The organism is Pectobacterium odoriferum (assembly GCF_009931295.1).
GTDB lineage: Bacteria > Pseudomonadota > Gammaproteobacteria > Enterobacterales > Enterobacteriaceae > Pectobacterium > Pectobacterium odoriferum.
In genome coordinates, this window is record NZ_CP034938.1 from 2,325,238 (window position 1) to 2,338,015 (window position 12,778).

Sequence of the window (12,778 nt, forward strand, 5' to 3'; positions counted from 1 at the left end):
GCCGAATTTGATGGCGGATTGAATTAAATGTCGTTTTACTGATTGCAAGAACTTGCAATTTCACGCCGCTGACGTTGGCAATAAGTGGCGTGATAAAAAGCAAAATGAAAAATAACTGATTAAAAATCAGTGTGATAAGAATTATTTCGAGCTGGCACAAGGCTTGCTCTTCCGTTTTTGCCAATGGGGCACAACAACGGAGAGTCAGCAAATGGAAATGTCTACCCAGAAACACATCGAACAGACCCCTTCGCTTTACCCAGCGTTATCTGTCGATTGGGAACAGGTGTTTCGTCAACACGGAAAGAAATTGCATAACTTTATCCGCAAGCGTGTCAGCAACCGTGACGACGTTGAGGATTTACAGCAAATGACCTATCTGGAAGTGCTCAAACATCAGGATAAATTTGCGGGAGCATCGCGGCCTGAGACGTGGGTATTCGGTATTGCCCTCAATCTGGTTCGCAATTATTTCAAGCAGGCACGCCAGCGCGCTCAGGAAATGGGGGATGAGATGCTGGAACATATTGCGATAGAGCTCGATCCCGGCGCTATTACCGAAAGTCAGCGGGCATTGAAACGCGCGATGGATGCCATCGTCTCATTGCCTGAGGATACCCGCCAGATGCTGATGCAATTGCTGGATACCGATGCCAGCTATCAGGATCTCGCGCTGCAGTTAGATATTCCGATCGGTACGGTGCGGTCACGGCTGTCTCGTGCCCGAAGTGTGATTCGTCAGGCCGTAGAATCCTGACGGCATTTCACGGGACGAAAGGACGTGCCTGCACCCGCCGTTTTTCACTGACTGAGGTGGTGACCGCTTTATTTAATGATGGCGGTTGCCGCTTAGTTTGTTGTCGCACGCCGTGATATCAGGTCGCATTGATGCCGTTGCAGGGTTCCCTGTCCATCTTCTGGAATGTTGAGACGCCATATTGCGCTACCTGCACGACGGGTGGCTGCACAACAGTCTTAATTCAAATAAGGAGATGGCAATGATGTTCACCCAACCTTTTCGTTCCGATGAGAAAACCAAAGCCCCCGAGCTTGAACTGGTGGATTTTGCATTTGGCCGCATCAAGGACGCGATTTATATCGTCAATGAAGATCAGCGTTTTTGTTACGTCAATGAAGCAGCCAGCCAGACGCTGGGCTACAGCATTACGGAATTCATGCATTTGAGCGTTGCCGATATCGATCCCGACTGGGTCGCTGAGCATAGCTCGCCCGACTGGTTTCAGGCGTACGCATCGGGCGTCGGCACCACGTTTGAAACCAGGCATCTTACCCGCAATGGCATGACTATTCCGGTCGAGGTCAATCTCACGCATTTCCAACACAGAGGACGTAGCTACAACATGTGTGTAGTCAGAGATATCAGGGAACGTAAACATATTGAACAGCTGGCCTACGCACGGGAGCAGGAGTTTCGCGCGCTGGTTGAGAACACGCCGGATTTGATTATTCGCTTTGATCCCAACCTGAATTGTCTGTACGCCAACCCCGCTAGTCTGAAACATCTGGATTTCACCATAGAGCAACTTCGGGGTCGTATGATTACGGAACTGATGCCCGGTGTGGGCTGTGCGATCCGCATGGAACAGCTGGTGCGGCTGGTTGTCGATACCCGCAGCAGTGCGGAAGGCGAAGTCATGGAAGAGCTGGGGAGAGGTGAGCAGCGTCATCACCATATTCACCATATTCGCTGCGTGCCTGAATTCGATCAGCATGGTGCGCTGGTCTCCATTCTGAGCGTAGGACGGGACATTACGGCCATTCGCTATGCGGAAAAGAAGCTGGCCGATTCACATATGCAACTGCGTTTGCTGGCGCGCCAGCGTGAGATTTCACGCGAGGAAGAGCGTAAGCATATCGCACAGGAGATTCACGATGAGCTGGGGCAGCACCTGACCACGATCCGCATGAGCCTGTCGCTCATGCGTATGTGTTTTGCCAAGGAAAACCCAGAGATGCAGGCGCATTTGCAAAAGCTGATGCAACTGGCGGACCAAACGATCCAGGTGGTGCGCAACGTTTCGACCCGACTCAGGCCGAATGTCTTGAACATGGGACTCACGCCTGCGTTGGAATGGCTGCGTGACGAATTTAATCGGCACTACAGCGCAACCTGCCTGTTGCGAACGCAGGGGGAAACGTTGGCGCTTAATGACGAAAGCACCACGGCGGCCTTTCGCGTCGCGCAGGAATCGTTGACTAACGTGGCGCGTTACGCCGCCGCCACACAGGTGCTCATTACACTGGAGAATCAGCCGGACTGCGTCGTGCTGTGCATTGAGGATAACGGTAAAGGATTTGATTCTCGTGCAAAGAATAAGAACGCCTTTGGACTCATGAGCATGAAAGAGCGAGGGCGCATGCTGGGAGGTGAGGTCATCATTGAAAGTGCACTCGGCAAAGGCACGCAGGTGCAGTTAACGTTTCCTAAAAATGGCTATCTCCGTTAATCGCGGAACAAGAATAACAAAGGAAGAAATGAGCGATGGGCAAACTAATACGTTTAATGATCGCAGACGATCACGTCATCATGCGTGAAGGGCTCAAGCAGATCTTTGCGCTGGATGACTCGCTGAGCGTTGTCGCCGAAGCGGGAAATGGTGCTCAGGTGTTGGCGCAGTTGCGCAGTGTGGCACCCGATTTACTACTGCTGGACATGTCGATGCCCGGTATCAGCGGTGAAGCGCTGATTTCTCGCGTGGTCGCGCAATATCCGCGCCTGCCGATTCTGGTGCTCAGCATGTATAGCGAAGTGCAAATTGCGCAGCATGCCCTGAAAAGCGGCGCCAGAGGCTACATTACTAAAGATAAAGACCCAGAGGCGCTGCTGGCGGCCATTCGGCGTGTCGCACAGGGTGCTCGCTATATCGACCACACCATTGCCGAGCAACTGGTGTTTTCCAACTACGCGGAAAGCGGCAGAGCCGAGCACGATGTCCTGACGGCCAGAGAGCACCAAATCATGATTATGTTTGCGCAGGGGATGGGTATCAACGCCATCGCCAATGAGTTGGCCATCAGCAACAAAACGGTCAGCACCCACAAGGCACGTCTGATGGAAAAAATGCAGTTCAGTACCAATGTGGAAATCGTTAAATACGTCGTTAGCAAGAAGCTCATTCCCTAATAGCGGGAATACGCTGTGTGAAAAATAACAGATAAAAGGGATTCAACAGTTGATGAATCCCTTTTGCTGAAGCTTACGCTTTTCTTACGACATTTTTTCGTTTTCCTGCTAATTGTTTAGGAGGGTAACGGACTGTTTTTGCTTATGTTGGTCTTTTTTTGTAGGTATTTCCCTACAAATTCCTTTGGAATTCCTACCTGATGTTCAGCGATGCCTGATGGTTTCATTATTCAATGGCGGTAATGCTTATCATCGTTCCACCGGTGATGAATCGGTGTGCGCTACGCGGAGAAACGCGGTGGTACGCCCCACGTTATGGAAAGCAGCAAGTTAGCCCATTCGGGCTCCAGGAGTAGTTAATGAATAATCATTACCGTCAGGACAGACCGCGCTATTCATTATTAGATGATTCATCATTAGGCCATTTATCACGAGAAAAGCCATCATTAGAATATTCCCCACCGCCGTCGGGATCTTCCATACACGCGGCTGATGATATTCACTCATCGCTGTCGCCAATTATCAATGTTATTGCTCCCCTCAATGTCGACATCGTGCTGGAAGGTGAAACCGGTACGGGCAAAGACACGCTGGCGAACCGCATTCATCAACTTTCTCGATGCAGCGGCCCGCTGGTGGCGGTGAACTGCGCCGCCGTGCCGGAAAATCTGGCCGAAAGCGAGCTGTTTGGCGTGGTCTCAGGGGCTTATACCGGCGCAAACCGTTCCCGCGCCGGCTATCTGGAAAGTGCGGACAAGGGAATTCTGTTTCTGGATGAGATCGACAGTATGCCCATGACGCTGCAAGCCAAGATGCTGCGCGTGTTGGAAAGCCGTGGTGTAAAACGACTGGGAAGCACCCAGTTCACGCCTGTTGATATGCGCGTGATTGTGGCGACGCAAACGCCGCTGCTGCAACTGGTGGAAAAAGGGCTGTTTCGCCGCGATCTCTATTTCCGTCTGGATACGGTAAAGATTCAACTGCCGACGCTGCGTTCCCGCAGCGATCTTATTCTGCCGCTGTTTCAGCGTTTTAGTCAGGAAGCGGCGGTACGCCTGAAAATGACGCTGCCGCCGATGACGGCGGACATTGACGAACAGCTATTGACGCACAACTGGCCAGGCAATATTCGCGAACTGAAAGCGGCGGCAGATCGCTGGGCGCTGGGGCTGTCGCCTTTGGCTGAAATTCAGCCGCTGCTGCACCCGCGTCCTTTGCAACTGAAAGACCGCTTAAAGCGGATTGAAAAGTTCCTGATTCAGGATGCGCTGCGCCGCCACGACCACTGCATTGACGATGTGATTGTGGAGCTGGGGATCCCCAAGCGGACGCTTTATCACCGCCTGAAAGTGCTGAACGTGACGGCGCGAGAAATGTGCGCAGGGGGCGGGGAAGCCTGTCAGGCATGAGGGCTGAAGATGGCAGGCCTGTTTTGGGGAGAGGCCTGCCTTCAGGTTACACCGTTTCTATTTACATCGTTTCTGTCTACACCGCTTCTATCGGCGGACACAGATAGTGACGGATGTCCGGTAAATCGTGCAATGCCACCGCCTTACTGAAATACCATCCTTGCATAATCGCCGACGGGCACTGTTGCAGGATGTAGGCGGCTTGCTCGCGCGTTTCCACCCCTTCAATGATCACCGGGACGTCCAATTTTTTGATGAGGGTGAATAACAGGTCGGCCATGGCAGCATTAACCGAATCGGTGCCGATGGCGCCGACAAAAATCTTGTCGATCTTAATCATATCGAACGGTAAGTGGCTCAGATAATCGAGGTTGGAATAGCCCGTGCCGAAATCATCAAGCGCGACCTTATAGCCCGAATGTCGCAAGGCCTCAAGGCCGTCTGCCAGCGTCTTATGGGATGTACTCGACCGCTCGGTGAGTTCCAACATAATACGTGTTCTGTCTATCCCCAGTTCGTCACACATTTGCTGTAGGAAGTGATGGTAATCGGGCGAAACAATGTCGGAGACGGACAGGTTAATGCTGAGAAGAAACGGCGTTTCCTGCGTGAGGTACGGCTGCATGTCACGTAGTGCCTGACGTGTAATGATGCGGGTTAGCTCGTCTGAGTAGCCCATTTTTTCTGCAATGCTGATGAAAAATTCTGGCGAGACATTATCGCCGCGCTCGTTTTTCCAACGTGCCAACGCCTCTACGCCAATAATGGCACGCTGTGGCAGGCTGATCAGCGGTTGGTAATGTACCTGAAATTGCTGATGTTTGATCGCGCGTTTTAGCTGTGATGGCAAAGCATGGTGTCGATCGTCATAGAGCTGGTAGGACAGGGTAAAACTGACACCGATGAGCGCACCGACAAAGAACAGGGAGGCAATGACATACCACGGCTGGTATAAAACTCCGGCGGAATCCAACTGAGCCAGCACGCAGATATTCCGGTTTGGCGCGCAGAAAAACGTCTGGCGTTTTCCCATGCTTAGCCACGCGTTATGCTGTTGCTGCGTTTGTTTGAATGCCGGTAGGTCGATGTTGCCAAAGGTCTGATAGACATGATCCAGATTACGCGTGAGCAGCATCGCGCTATGTTCGGCTGGCGGCTGAACGAAACGGCGAAATGCGGCGGCGGCGGTGATGGTGACGACATCATTGAGGCTCGCGATATCTGCGGTAATGCGTGGATCAACCACGTCTTTCATTGCAGTCCACAGCTGTACGCCCTCGGGCGTCGTTAGGTTCGGCGGCAGCAGATAAATCGGTGGGTTGAGAATGCCCCAGCCTGCGGAGCAGATGAGATAGTTGTCCTTAATACGCCCGATATCGCGTAGATAAACGGAGTAAAAGGAGATCAGGCGTAATTCTTTCAGGTCCGCGCTGGAGCAAGGGGCGTTATTCAGCATCAGCACCCGATCGATGGTTTCCCGGCCTTCATTCGCGACAGCGATTCCCTGATTGAGCACTTCCTGACTATAGTGTTGCAGCTGTGTTTGTTCCAGCCTGGCTAAAATTCCCTGGCCAATAAATAGAGCCAGCAATGCACTGGCAAACGAAATCAAAACAAGTCTGAACCACAATCCGGTGTTGGTAGTTAAGGTGAGCATAGCGACCATTTGGCAGCGTGACGAGAATAGTACGGCATGGGTTCAAATATCGCATCCTTGCCAGTTGCACAGCATAAAAACGTTCCTGCAAATCAGAAACAACGTACGGACTTTTGGTAGGTAATAACGTTTTTTATTATTTTAAAAGAAATCTATGATAACTAACGGCCGGAAACACAGATAAAACTAGGCTAGTTCTTCCTCTCGAATGGCATTACAGAAAGAATTTCCTTTCCGTTGGAACTCACTGACCCGCTCTCCCACTTAATGAATGAACAAGATGACTGTATGTACAGCATGACAGTTCACTACCGTAAACATTCATTATATTTGGAGATATATCATGGCTTTAGGACTTTCTCAGGTTGCATCTCAGGCGGCTTCTCAGACTCTGGATACCGCGATGGCGGGTTCTTTGACGCGTGCTGCGGGCGCTCAGGCACAGAAAATTGCGCTGGATACGGAAAACTCCATTCTGGATGGTCAGATGGATTCCGCGTCCAAATCACTGAACTCCGGGCAGAAAGCGGCGAAAGCCATCCAGTTCTGATCGTGATGTAACGAGCCGGAGCTTTGCTCCGGCTTTATTTTATCCCGTCCGCGATGGAATCCACACCATGAAAATCAACCACGCTACTACGCTGCCCCAGCCGGGGGATGCTCCGCTGGCGGACAACGGCACGTCTTTTTCCTCTTCCGCCACCCATCAGGATGTGTCCTGGTTTAGCGCAGCGCTGTCGTCGACACCGATGACGGCAGAAAGCGGCAACAGTCAGTGGCTGGGCGCGCTGGCGGAAAAATCTCAGGGACTGAACGGCGTTTTTAAATCCGCTGAACGCGATGTGAGCCAGTCGATGCGCTCCAATAATCCTAAAGATGTGCTGGATGCGACCCGAACGCTGTCCTCGTTCTATCTGGAAAGTCTGCTGAGCGCCAAACTGGTGGCGAAAAGTGTGCAAAGTCTGGAAAAACTCACCAACTTACAGTAGCGGCCTATGAAAATCGATAAGCGAGTGTTTCTTCTGCTGATCGGGCTATTGACTGGCTGCGGCGAACCGATTGAGCTGAATCGCGGGCTGTCGGAGAACGATGCCAACGAGGCGATTTCGATGCTTGGCCGCTATCAGATCGGCGCGGAGAAACGGGTGGACAAAACCGGCGTCACGCTGGTGATCGATGCGAAAAACATGGAACGTGCCGTCAATATTCTTAATGCGGCGGGTTTACCGAAGCAATCGCGTACCAATCTGGGCGAGGTCTTTCAGAAAAGTGGTGTGATCTCGACGCCGCTGGAAGAGCGCGCCCGCTATATCTACGCCCTGTCGCAGGAAGTGGAGGCGACGCTAGCGCAGATCGACGGCGTGCTGGTAGCGCGGGTGCATGTGGTGCTGCCCGAGCGTATCGCCCCCGGCGAGCCCGTTCAGCCAGCCTCGGCGGCGGTGTTTATCAAATACCGTGCCGAACTGGAGCCTGATGGGATGGAGCAACGTATCCGTCGTATGGTTGCCAGCAGCATCCCCGGCCTGTCTGGCAAGGATGATAAAGAGCTGGCGATCGTCTTTGTTCCGGCGGAACCGTATCAGGACACGATCCCCGTGGTCACGCTGGGGCCGTTTACGCTCACGCCGGATGAGATGCGGCGCTGGCAGTGGAGTGCGGGGCTGTTCGGTCTGCTATTGGCCGGGCTATTAGGCTGGCGCATTGGCGCACCTTACCTGCGGCAGTGGCAGCAGAAAAAAGCGGGGGAAGCATCGTCACCATGACCACACAAGCGCAAAAGCAGGGGGGCGAATCGGGTGACATCACACCGCTTGCTTGGCTGATCTGGTGGGCTGAGGGCTGCTTGTTACAGGCCGATCCCAGTTGGTGGCACGGGAAGGTGAGATTGCCTGATTCGCCGCAGCGTCGCGACTGGCTGCATGTAAACGCCGTGCAGCTTCATCGCCATTTTTCTCTGCCGTCAGTGCTGCTGCCGGATCCGCTTGCCTCATTGATGCAAATAGGGACGCTGGATACGGCGCAGCGGGAAACGGTACTGCGCCTGATGGCACGGGTGTGTCAGCCCGTACGTCACCTGGAACGCTCGGACGCGGAGGGCATATGGTGCGAGCGGCTGGCAAAGGCGCTGCGGCCGGGCTTATGGCTACCGCCATCAATCACCTTTTCTGTTCCATCATCGTTGGCGCCCCCCGCTGCGGGTTATCAGGATGCGCTGATGCTGCTGCGCCTTCGCTATGGTGAAACGTGCTGGCCGCGTCTGCGGCTGCTTTTTCCTCGCGATTGGCCCCGTGACTGGGAACATCATTGTGATACCCCGACGGTATCATTGCCCGCCGCACGGCTGAATGCGCTGTGCGATGCCCTGATCTGGAAGGCATCGACACCCACATAACCTTCCTCATTTCTATTCATTTTGCTAAGGACGACGTAATGCTGACAACGAAGACGTTTGCGACATTACCCGGCGCGAGTCGGGATGAAACGGTGATTATTCCGGCGGAGCGCATCGCAGCGCATCGGCGCAGTTGGACACTCTGGGAAGAAGCCAATGCGCAGGCCGAGACGATTGTGGCGCAAGCGCACGACCGTGCCCGAACGCTCTGTGAGCAGGCGGTAGAACACGCAGAAGCAGAATTCTGGCAGCAGGCGAATGCGCTATTACAGGGTGTTCAGCAAGAGCGGATGGATCTGGAAAAAATCATGATTACGCAAGCCGGACAGCTGCTGCGCGATGCGTTGGCGCATTTGCTGGATAAAACGCCTGCGCCGTCGCGTCATCACGCTTTATTGCGCCAACTGCTGAAGCAACAGCAGGGAGAGAGCCGGGGAACGCTGTACTGCCATCCCGCCCAGCTTGCCGACGTGCAGCACTGGCTGGATGCACATGCGCATCTGGAGTGGCGTCTCGCCAGCGATGAGGCGCTGGATAGCGATGCCATGAAGCTGATTACGGCGCATGGCGTGATGTCGCTGAGCTGGCGGCAGGCGACGGCGCAGCTCATTCCTCCTGAGTATCCCGCCGCGATGTGAAATCACTGCCTGCTAATGGGAACTGCACGCCGGGGTTAACCACTCACTATTGAGTCAATGACATGACGTTTAGGTAACGGCCAAAACGTCAGGTCAACGGCCCAAACCGTTTGTGAGGAAAAAACCTTATAGGAGAGCCTGCTATGTCCCTTAACCCCATTCAGCGTCGCCTTGACGCGCACTTGGTCGATTCGCAGCAGCAACTGGATGATATTGCACTGAATGTTGCCGAAGGCGGAGCCAGTCAGGCAGACAGTTATGCCTTTTTTGAAGCCAGTATGGATTATTCCAACGCCAGTTGGGCGGTCGGGCAACTGTTGAGCGTGAAACACGGCTTGGCAAAGGCCATCATCAATGACTTCAACTGAGTTGGCCGCGATGCTGGAGCGTTGGCTAAACGGCGGGACGCCGACGCTACAGTTGGACATTGACGGTGGCGCGGTGGCACTTGTGCGGCAGTCGTCGGGCGTGGCGTGTAGCGCGGCCATTCCGCTGCGCGCGTTGCCAGATGAGCTGATGCTGGCGCGCGCATTACAGCTGGCTGACGCCGCCCACGCCCAGTTTCAGGATGACACCGCCATACTGTCGCTTTCACCGCAGGATGAGCAGCTCTGGCTCTGGATGCGGCCCGATGCCGATGATGTTATGCAACTGTGCCGCAGCCTGGAAACCTTACTTAATCAACGGGATGTCTGGCTGAGCCTGCTCACACCGCGTGCGAAAGCACCCGTTTCCGCGCCACTGAATCTGAACACGCTCGCTTTTTTGCAAGGAGAACGACATGCGTAAGGGATTGATACGTCATCGATCGTATAGCACGTTGCTGGCGGTCTATCGCTGGTTTTGCTGGGCGGTGGTGCTGATGGGGATTATCCCAGTGAACGGGATCATTTCGCTGGCGCACGCCGCCACGCCACCCGACTGGAATAAGGGCGCGTATGCCTATTCTGCCGAGCAAACGCCGCTATCTGCAATTTTGACGGATTTTGCCAACAGCCACGGTGTGGATTTGGTACTGGGCAATATTGCGGACAATGAGGTTACGGCGAAAATTCGGGCGGATAATCCCGCGCTGTTTCTCGACAGGCTGGCGCTGGAGCATCGTTTTCAGTGGTTCGTGTATAACAATGCGCTCTATGTCAGCCCGCAGGACGAACAGGCGTCGGTGCGGCTGGAAATCTCCCCCGATGCCGCCCCCGATATCAAACAGGCGCTCAGTGGTATCGGGCTGCTCGATGCGCGCTTCGGCTGGGGGGAATTGCCAGAAGAGGGTGTGGTGCTGGTCACCGGCCCGCAGGCGTATATCGATCTGATCCGTAATTTCAGCCAGCAGCGGGAAAAGCAGGACGAACGGCGCAAGGTGATGATTTTTCCGTTGCGCTATGCCTCGGTATCCGACCGTACGCTGCAATATCGCGATCAGAAGGTCACGATTCCCGGCGTCGCGACCATTCTCAATGAGTTGATGGATGGTCAGCGTGCGGCACCGGCGGGCGCATCCGGCCCGATGCCCGTGCAGCCGGATACTGGCATGGAAGCGATGCGGGACAGTACGCGTTCGCTGATGACCCGGCTGGCAACGCGTAACAACCCAGGTCGCAACGGTGAGGCATCAGGCCGTGTGACGCTGAGCGGCAAGATTTCCGCCGATGTGCGTAATAACGCGCTGCTGATTCGGGATGATGAAAAACGCCGAGCGGAGTATCAGCAGCTCGTCGAGCATATCGATGTACCGCAAAATTTGGTCAACATTGATGCCATTATTCTGGATGTGGATCGGACCGCCCTGTCGCGGCTGGAGGCGAACTGGCAGGCTCAGCTCGGCAATGTGAGCGCGGGCAGCACCATGATGATGGGGCGGAGCACCCTGTTTGTCAGCGATTTCAAACGCTTCTTCGCCGATATTCAGGCGCTGGAGGGGGAAGGAACGGCCTCCATCGTCGCCAATCCTTCCGTGCTGACGCTGGAAAATCAGCCCGCGATTGTCGATTTCAGCCGGACGGCGTTCATTACGGCCACGGGCGAGCGCGTCGCGGACATTCAGCCTGTAACGGCGGGGACCAGCTTGCAAGTGACACCGCGCGTGATCGGCGAAGGCGCGCAGCGCAGCATCCAACTGGTTATCGACATCGAAGATGGTCAGGTGGAGACGGGGCGTGAAGGTGAGGCCTCCGGTGTGAAACGCGGTACCGTCAGCACGCAGGCGCTGATTGGTGAGAACCGTGCGCTGGTGCTGGGCGGTTTTCACGTTGAAGAAAGCGGTGACCGCGATCGTCGCATTCCGATCCTCGGAGATATCCCGCTGCTGGGACAACTGTTTACCTCGACGCGTCATGAAGTCTCGCGCCGTGAGCGCCTGTTTATTCTGACGCCGCATCTGGTCGGCGATCAAACCGATCCCACGCGCTATGTTTCCTCCGCCAATCGCCAGCAGTTGAACGGTGCGATGAACCGCGTCGCACAGCGCAACGGTAAAACGGATCTCTATAGCCTGATTGAAGGCGCATTTCGCGATCTTGCCAGCCGCCAGCTTCCCGCCGGATTTCAGACCGACAGCAACGGTGCGCGATTGGGAGAGGTGTGCCGCTCGCAGTCGGGCCTGATCTACGACAGTTCGCGCTATCAGTGGTACGGCAACGGTCAGGTACGCCTGAGCGTTGGTGTCGTGCGTAACGGCGGCACACAGCCGCAGCGTTTTGATGAAGCCGCCTGTGCCAGTAGCCGCACGTTAGCGGTGGCCGTGTGGCCGAAAACCACACTGGCACCGGGAGAATCCAGCGAGGTTTTCCTGGCGTTGCAGCCCGCGCTGACGCCCCAGCCAGCCCGACGTAACCTGCTGATATCTCGGTAGCGATCTCAATTAAAACAGGAAATTGTCATGAATCATAAAGCACTGTCCGTCGCGCTGATAGTACTCCTGCTGAGTGCCTGCACTGCCCCGCGGCAGGTCGCCAACTGTGCCTCGGTGACCTGTCGTCCGCAGTCGGAAACACGGCAATTAATCATCTGGTGGCAGCCCGATTTGCGTAGCGGCCCGGCGGATTACAGCAGGGTCAGCGTGGATGAGTGAACCCGTGGCGAAATTCGACAATCAGCATGACTTTCTCACGGCGCTGGAAACGGCGCCGGCCGCTTGTTGGACGGTACAGCCGGGCGTCACGCTGTGGTTTACGGTCGTGTCGGCACGGCAGGCGACGCTCACCTTAACGCTGGCTCCCGCTCGACATTACCCCGGAATGCTGCGGCAAATTTTACAACGCCGCTTTCTGGAGGCTGACGCGCTGTTTGCCATTAGCCTGAGACTGGATGAACAGCAACATCTGCGGTTACGTCGGGCATTATCCACATTGACTGATTCAGTGGCGGCAATCGATGAACTGTGGCGTTTGGCCGGTCTGCCGCCGCGCTGAACCGTGAAAAAATCATGCGTTTTCGTGCATAAGACGGGAACTGAGTACGCAAGGAAATCACTTAATGGGGGAGTGTCACAATCACGCGGGCTGACCGCATATCATTGGCGCTTTCATAACCCATTTA

The 12,778-nt window shown here is 54.9% G+C and carries 15 protein-coding genes; 14 read left to right on the forward strand and 1 reads right to left on the reverse strand.

Annotated features, from left to right (window positions below; genetic code table 11):
* Positions 1-211: 211 nt before the first annotated feature.
* The 4 genes from EO763_RS10345 (at position 212) to EO763_RS10360 (ending at position 4,554) form a co-directional block, all read left to right on the forward strand.
* Entirely contained in the window at positions 212-757 is a 546-nt protein-coding gene (locus EO763_RS10345) for an RNA polymerase sigma factor (protein WP_161528886.1), read from the forward strand.
* Positions 758-998: 241 nt separating this feature from the next.
* Complete coding sequence (locus tag EO763_RS10350) at positions 999-2,468, forward strand: PAS domain-containing sensor histidine kinase (RefSeq protein WP_161528887.1); 1,470 nt, start codon at positions 999-1,001, stop codon at positions 2,466-2,468.
* A gap of 35 nt (positions 2,469-2,503) precedes the next feature.
* Entirely contained in the window at positions 2,504-3,145 is a 642-nt protein-coding gene (locus EO763_RS10355; RefSeq protein WP_161528888.1) for a response regulator transcription factor, read from the forward strand.
* A gap of 359 nt (positions 3,146-3,504) precedes the next feature.
* On the forward strand, positions 3,505-4,554 hold the full coding sequence (locus EO763_RS10360) for a sigma 54-interacting transcriptional regulator (protein ID WP_161528889.1): 1,050 nt from the start codon (positions 3,505-3,507) through the stop codon (positions 4,552-4,554).
* Positions 4,555-4,630: 76 nt separating this feature from the next.
* On the opposite strand, the gene EO763_RS10365 is transcribed toward EO763_RS10360, so the two are convergent.
* Complete coding sequence (locus EO763_RS10365; protein WP_161528890.1) at positions 4,631-6,211, reverse strand: EAL domain-containing protein; 1,581 nt, start codon at positions 6,209-6,211, stop codon at positions 4,631-4,633.
* A gap of 343 nt (positions 6,212-6,554) precedes the next feature.
* Between EO763_RS10365 and EO763_RS10370 the strand changes: the two genes are divergently transcribed.
* From EO763_RS10370 to EO763_RS10415, 10 genes are all read left to right on the forward strand, one after another.
* Complete coding sequence (locus EO763_RS10370; protein WP_009112561.1) at positions 6,555-6,761, forward strand: type III secretion system major pilin HrpA; 207 nt, start codon at positions 6,555-6,557, stop codon at positions 6,759-6,761.
* A gap of 67 nt (positions 6,762-6,828) precedes the next feature.
* Positions 6,829-7,200: an EscI/YscI/HrpB family type III secretion system inner rod protein gene (locus EO763_RS10375; protein ID WP_161528891.1), complete on the forward strand. Its 372-nt coding sequence runs from the start codon at positions 6,829-6,831 to the stop codon at positions 7,198-7,200.
* A 6-nt stretch (positions 7,201-7,206) separates the two neighbouring features.
* Entirely contained in the window at positions 7,207-7,974 is a 768-nt protein-coding gene (gene sctJ / locus EO763_RS10380; protein ID WP_161528892.1) for a type III secretion system inner membrane ring lipoprotein SctJ, read from the forward strand.
* Positions 7,971-8,603 (forward strand): type III secretion protein, encoded by a 633-nt coding sequence (locus EO763_RS10385; RefSeq protein WP_161528893.1) that lies wholly within the window; start codon positions 7,971-7,973, stop codon positions 8,601-8,603. The genes sctJ and EO763_RS10385 overlap by 4 nt, the downstream gene beginning before the upstream one ends.
* Positions 8,604-8,641: 38 nt before the next feature.
* Positions 8,642-9,241: a type III secretion system stator protein SctL gene (gene sctL, locus EO763_RS10390; RefSeq protein WP_161528894.1), complete on the forward strand. Its 600-nt coding sequence runs from the start codon at positions 8,642-8,644 to the stop codon at positions 9,239-9,241.
* Between the two features lie 143 nt (positions 9,242-9,384).
* Positions 9,385-9,609, forward strand: coding sequence for a type III secretion protein HrpF (locus EO763_RS10395; protein ID WP_009112566.1), 225 nt, complete (start codon positions 9,385-9,387; stop codon positions 9,607-9,609).
* On the forward strand, positions 9,596-10,030 hold the full coding sequence (locus tag EO763_RS10400) for a type III secretion system chaperone (protein WP_161528895.1): 435 nt from the start codon (positions 9,596-9,598) through the stop codon (positions 10,028-10,030). The genes EO763_RS10395 and EO763_RS10400 overlap by 14 nt, the downstream gene beginning before the upstream one ends.
* Positions 10,023-12,092, forward strand: a complete 2,070-nt coding sequence (gene sctC, locus EO763_RS10405; RefSeq protein WP_161528896.1) for a type III secretion system outer membrane ring subunit SctC — start codon at positions 10,023-10,025, stop codon at positions 12,090-12,092. The genes EO763_RS10400 and sctC overlap by 8 nt, the downstream gene beginning before the upstream one ends.
* A 27-nt stretch (positions 12,093-12,119) precedes the next feature.
* Positions 12,120-12,311, forward strand: coding sequence for an HrpT family type III secretion system protein (gene hrpT / locus EO763_RS10410; protein WP_161528897.1), 192 nt, complete (start codon positions 12,120-12,122; stop codon positions 12,309-12,311).
* Entirely contained in the window at positions 12,304-12,651 is a 348-nt protein-coding gene (locus EO763_RS10415) for a type III secretion protein (protein ID WP_161528898.1), read from the forward strand. Before hrpT ends, EO763_RS10415 begins: the two co-directional genes overlap by 8 nt.
* Positions 12,652-12,778 lie beyond the last annotated feature (127 nt).

Coding starts and splice junctions, on each gene's coding strand:
- EO763_RS10345 (WP_161528886.1), top strand. CDS start 212: ATGGAAATGTCTACCCAGAAACACATCGAACAGACCCCTTCGCTTTAC.
- EO763_RS10350 (WP_161528887.1), top strand. CDS start 999: ATGATGTTCACCCAACCTTTTCGTTCCGATGAGAAAACCAAAGCCCCC.
- EO763_RS10355 (WP_161528888.1), top strand. CDS start 2,504: ATGGGCAAACTAATACGTTTAATGATCGCAGACGATCACGTCATCATG.
- EO763_RS10360 (WP_161528889.1), top strand. CDS start 3,505: ATGAATAATCATTACCGTCAGGACAGACCGCGCTATTCATTATTAGAT.
- EO763_RS10365 (WP_161528890.1), bottom strand. CDS start 6,211: ATGCTCACCTTAACTACCAACACCGGATTGTGGTTCAGACTTGTTTTG.
- EO763_RS10370 (WP_009112561.1), top strand. CDS start 6,555: ATGGCTTTAGGACTTTCTCAGGTTGCATCTCAGGCGGCTTCTCAGACT.
- EO763_RS10375 (WP_161528891.1), top strand. CDS start 6,829: ATGAAAATCAACCACGCTACTACGCTGCCCCAGCCGGGGGATGCTCCG.
- sctJ (WP_161528892.1), top strand. CDS start 7,207: ATGAAAATCGATAAGCGAGTGTTTCTTCTGCTGATCGGGCTATTGACT.
- EO763_RS10385 (WP_161528893.1), top strand. CDS start 7,971: ATGACCACACAAGCGCAAAAGCAGGGGGGCGAATCGGGTGACATCACA.
- sctL (WP_161528894.1), top strand. CDS start 8,642: ATGCTGACAACGAAGACGTTTGCGACATTACCCGGCGCGAGTCGGGAT.
- EO763_RS10395 (WP_009112566.1), top strand. CDS start 9,385: ATGTCCCTTAACCCCATTCAGCGTCGCCTTGACGCGCACTTGGTCGAT.
- EO763_RS10400 (WP_161528895.1), top strand. CDS start 9,596: ATGACTTCAACTGAGTTGGCCGCGATGCTGGAGCGTTGGCTAAACGGC.
- sctC (WP_161528896.1), top strand. CDS start 10,023: ATGCGTAAGGGATTGATACGTCATCGATCGTATAGCACGTTGCTGGCG.
- hrpT (WP_161528897.1), top strand. CDS start 12,120: ATGAATCATAAAGCACTGTCCGTCGCGCTGATAGTACTCCTGCTGAGT.
- EO763_RS10415 (WP_161528898.1), top strand. CDS start 12,304: ATGAGTGAACCCGTGGCGAAATTCGACAATCAGCATGACTTTCTCACG.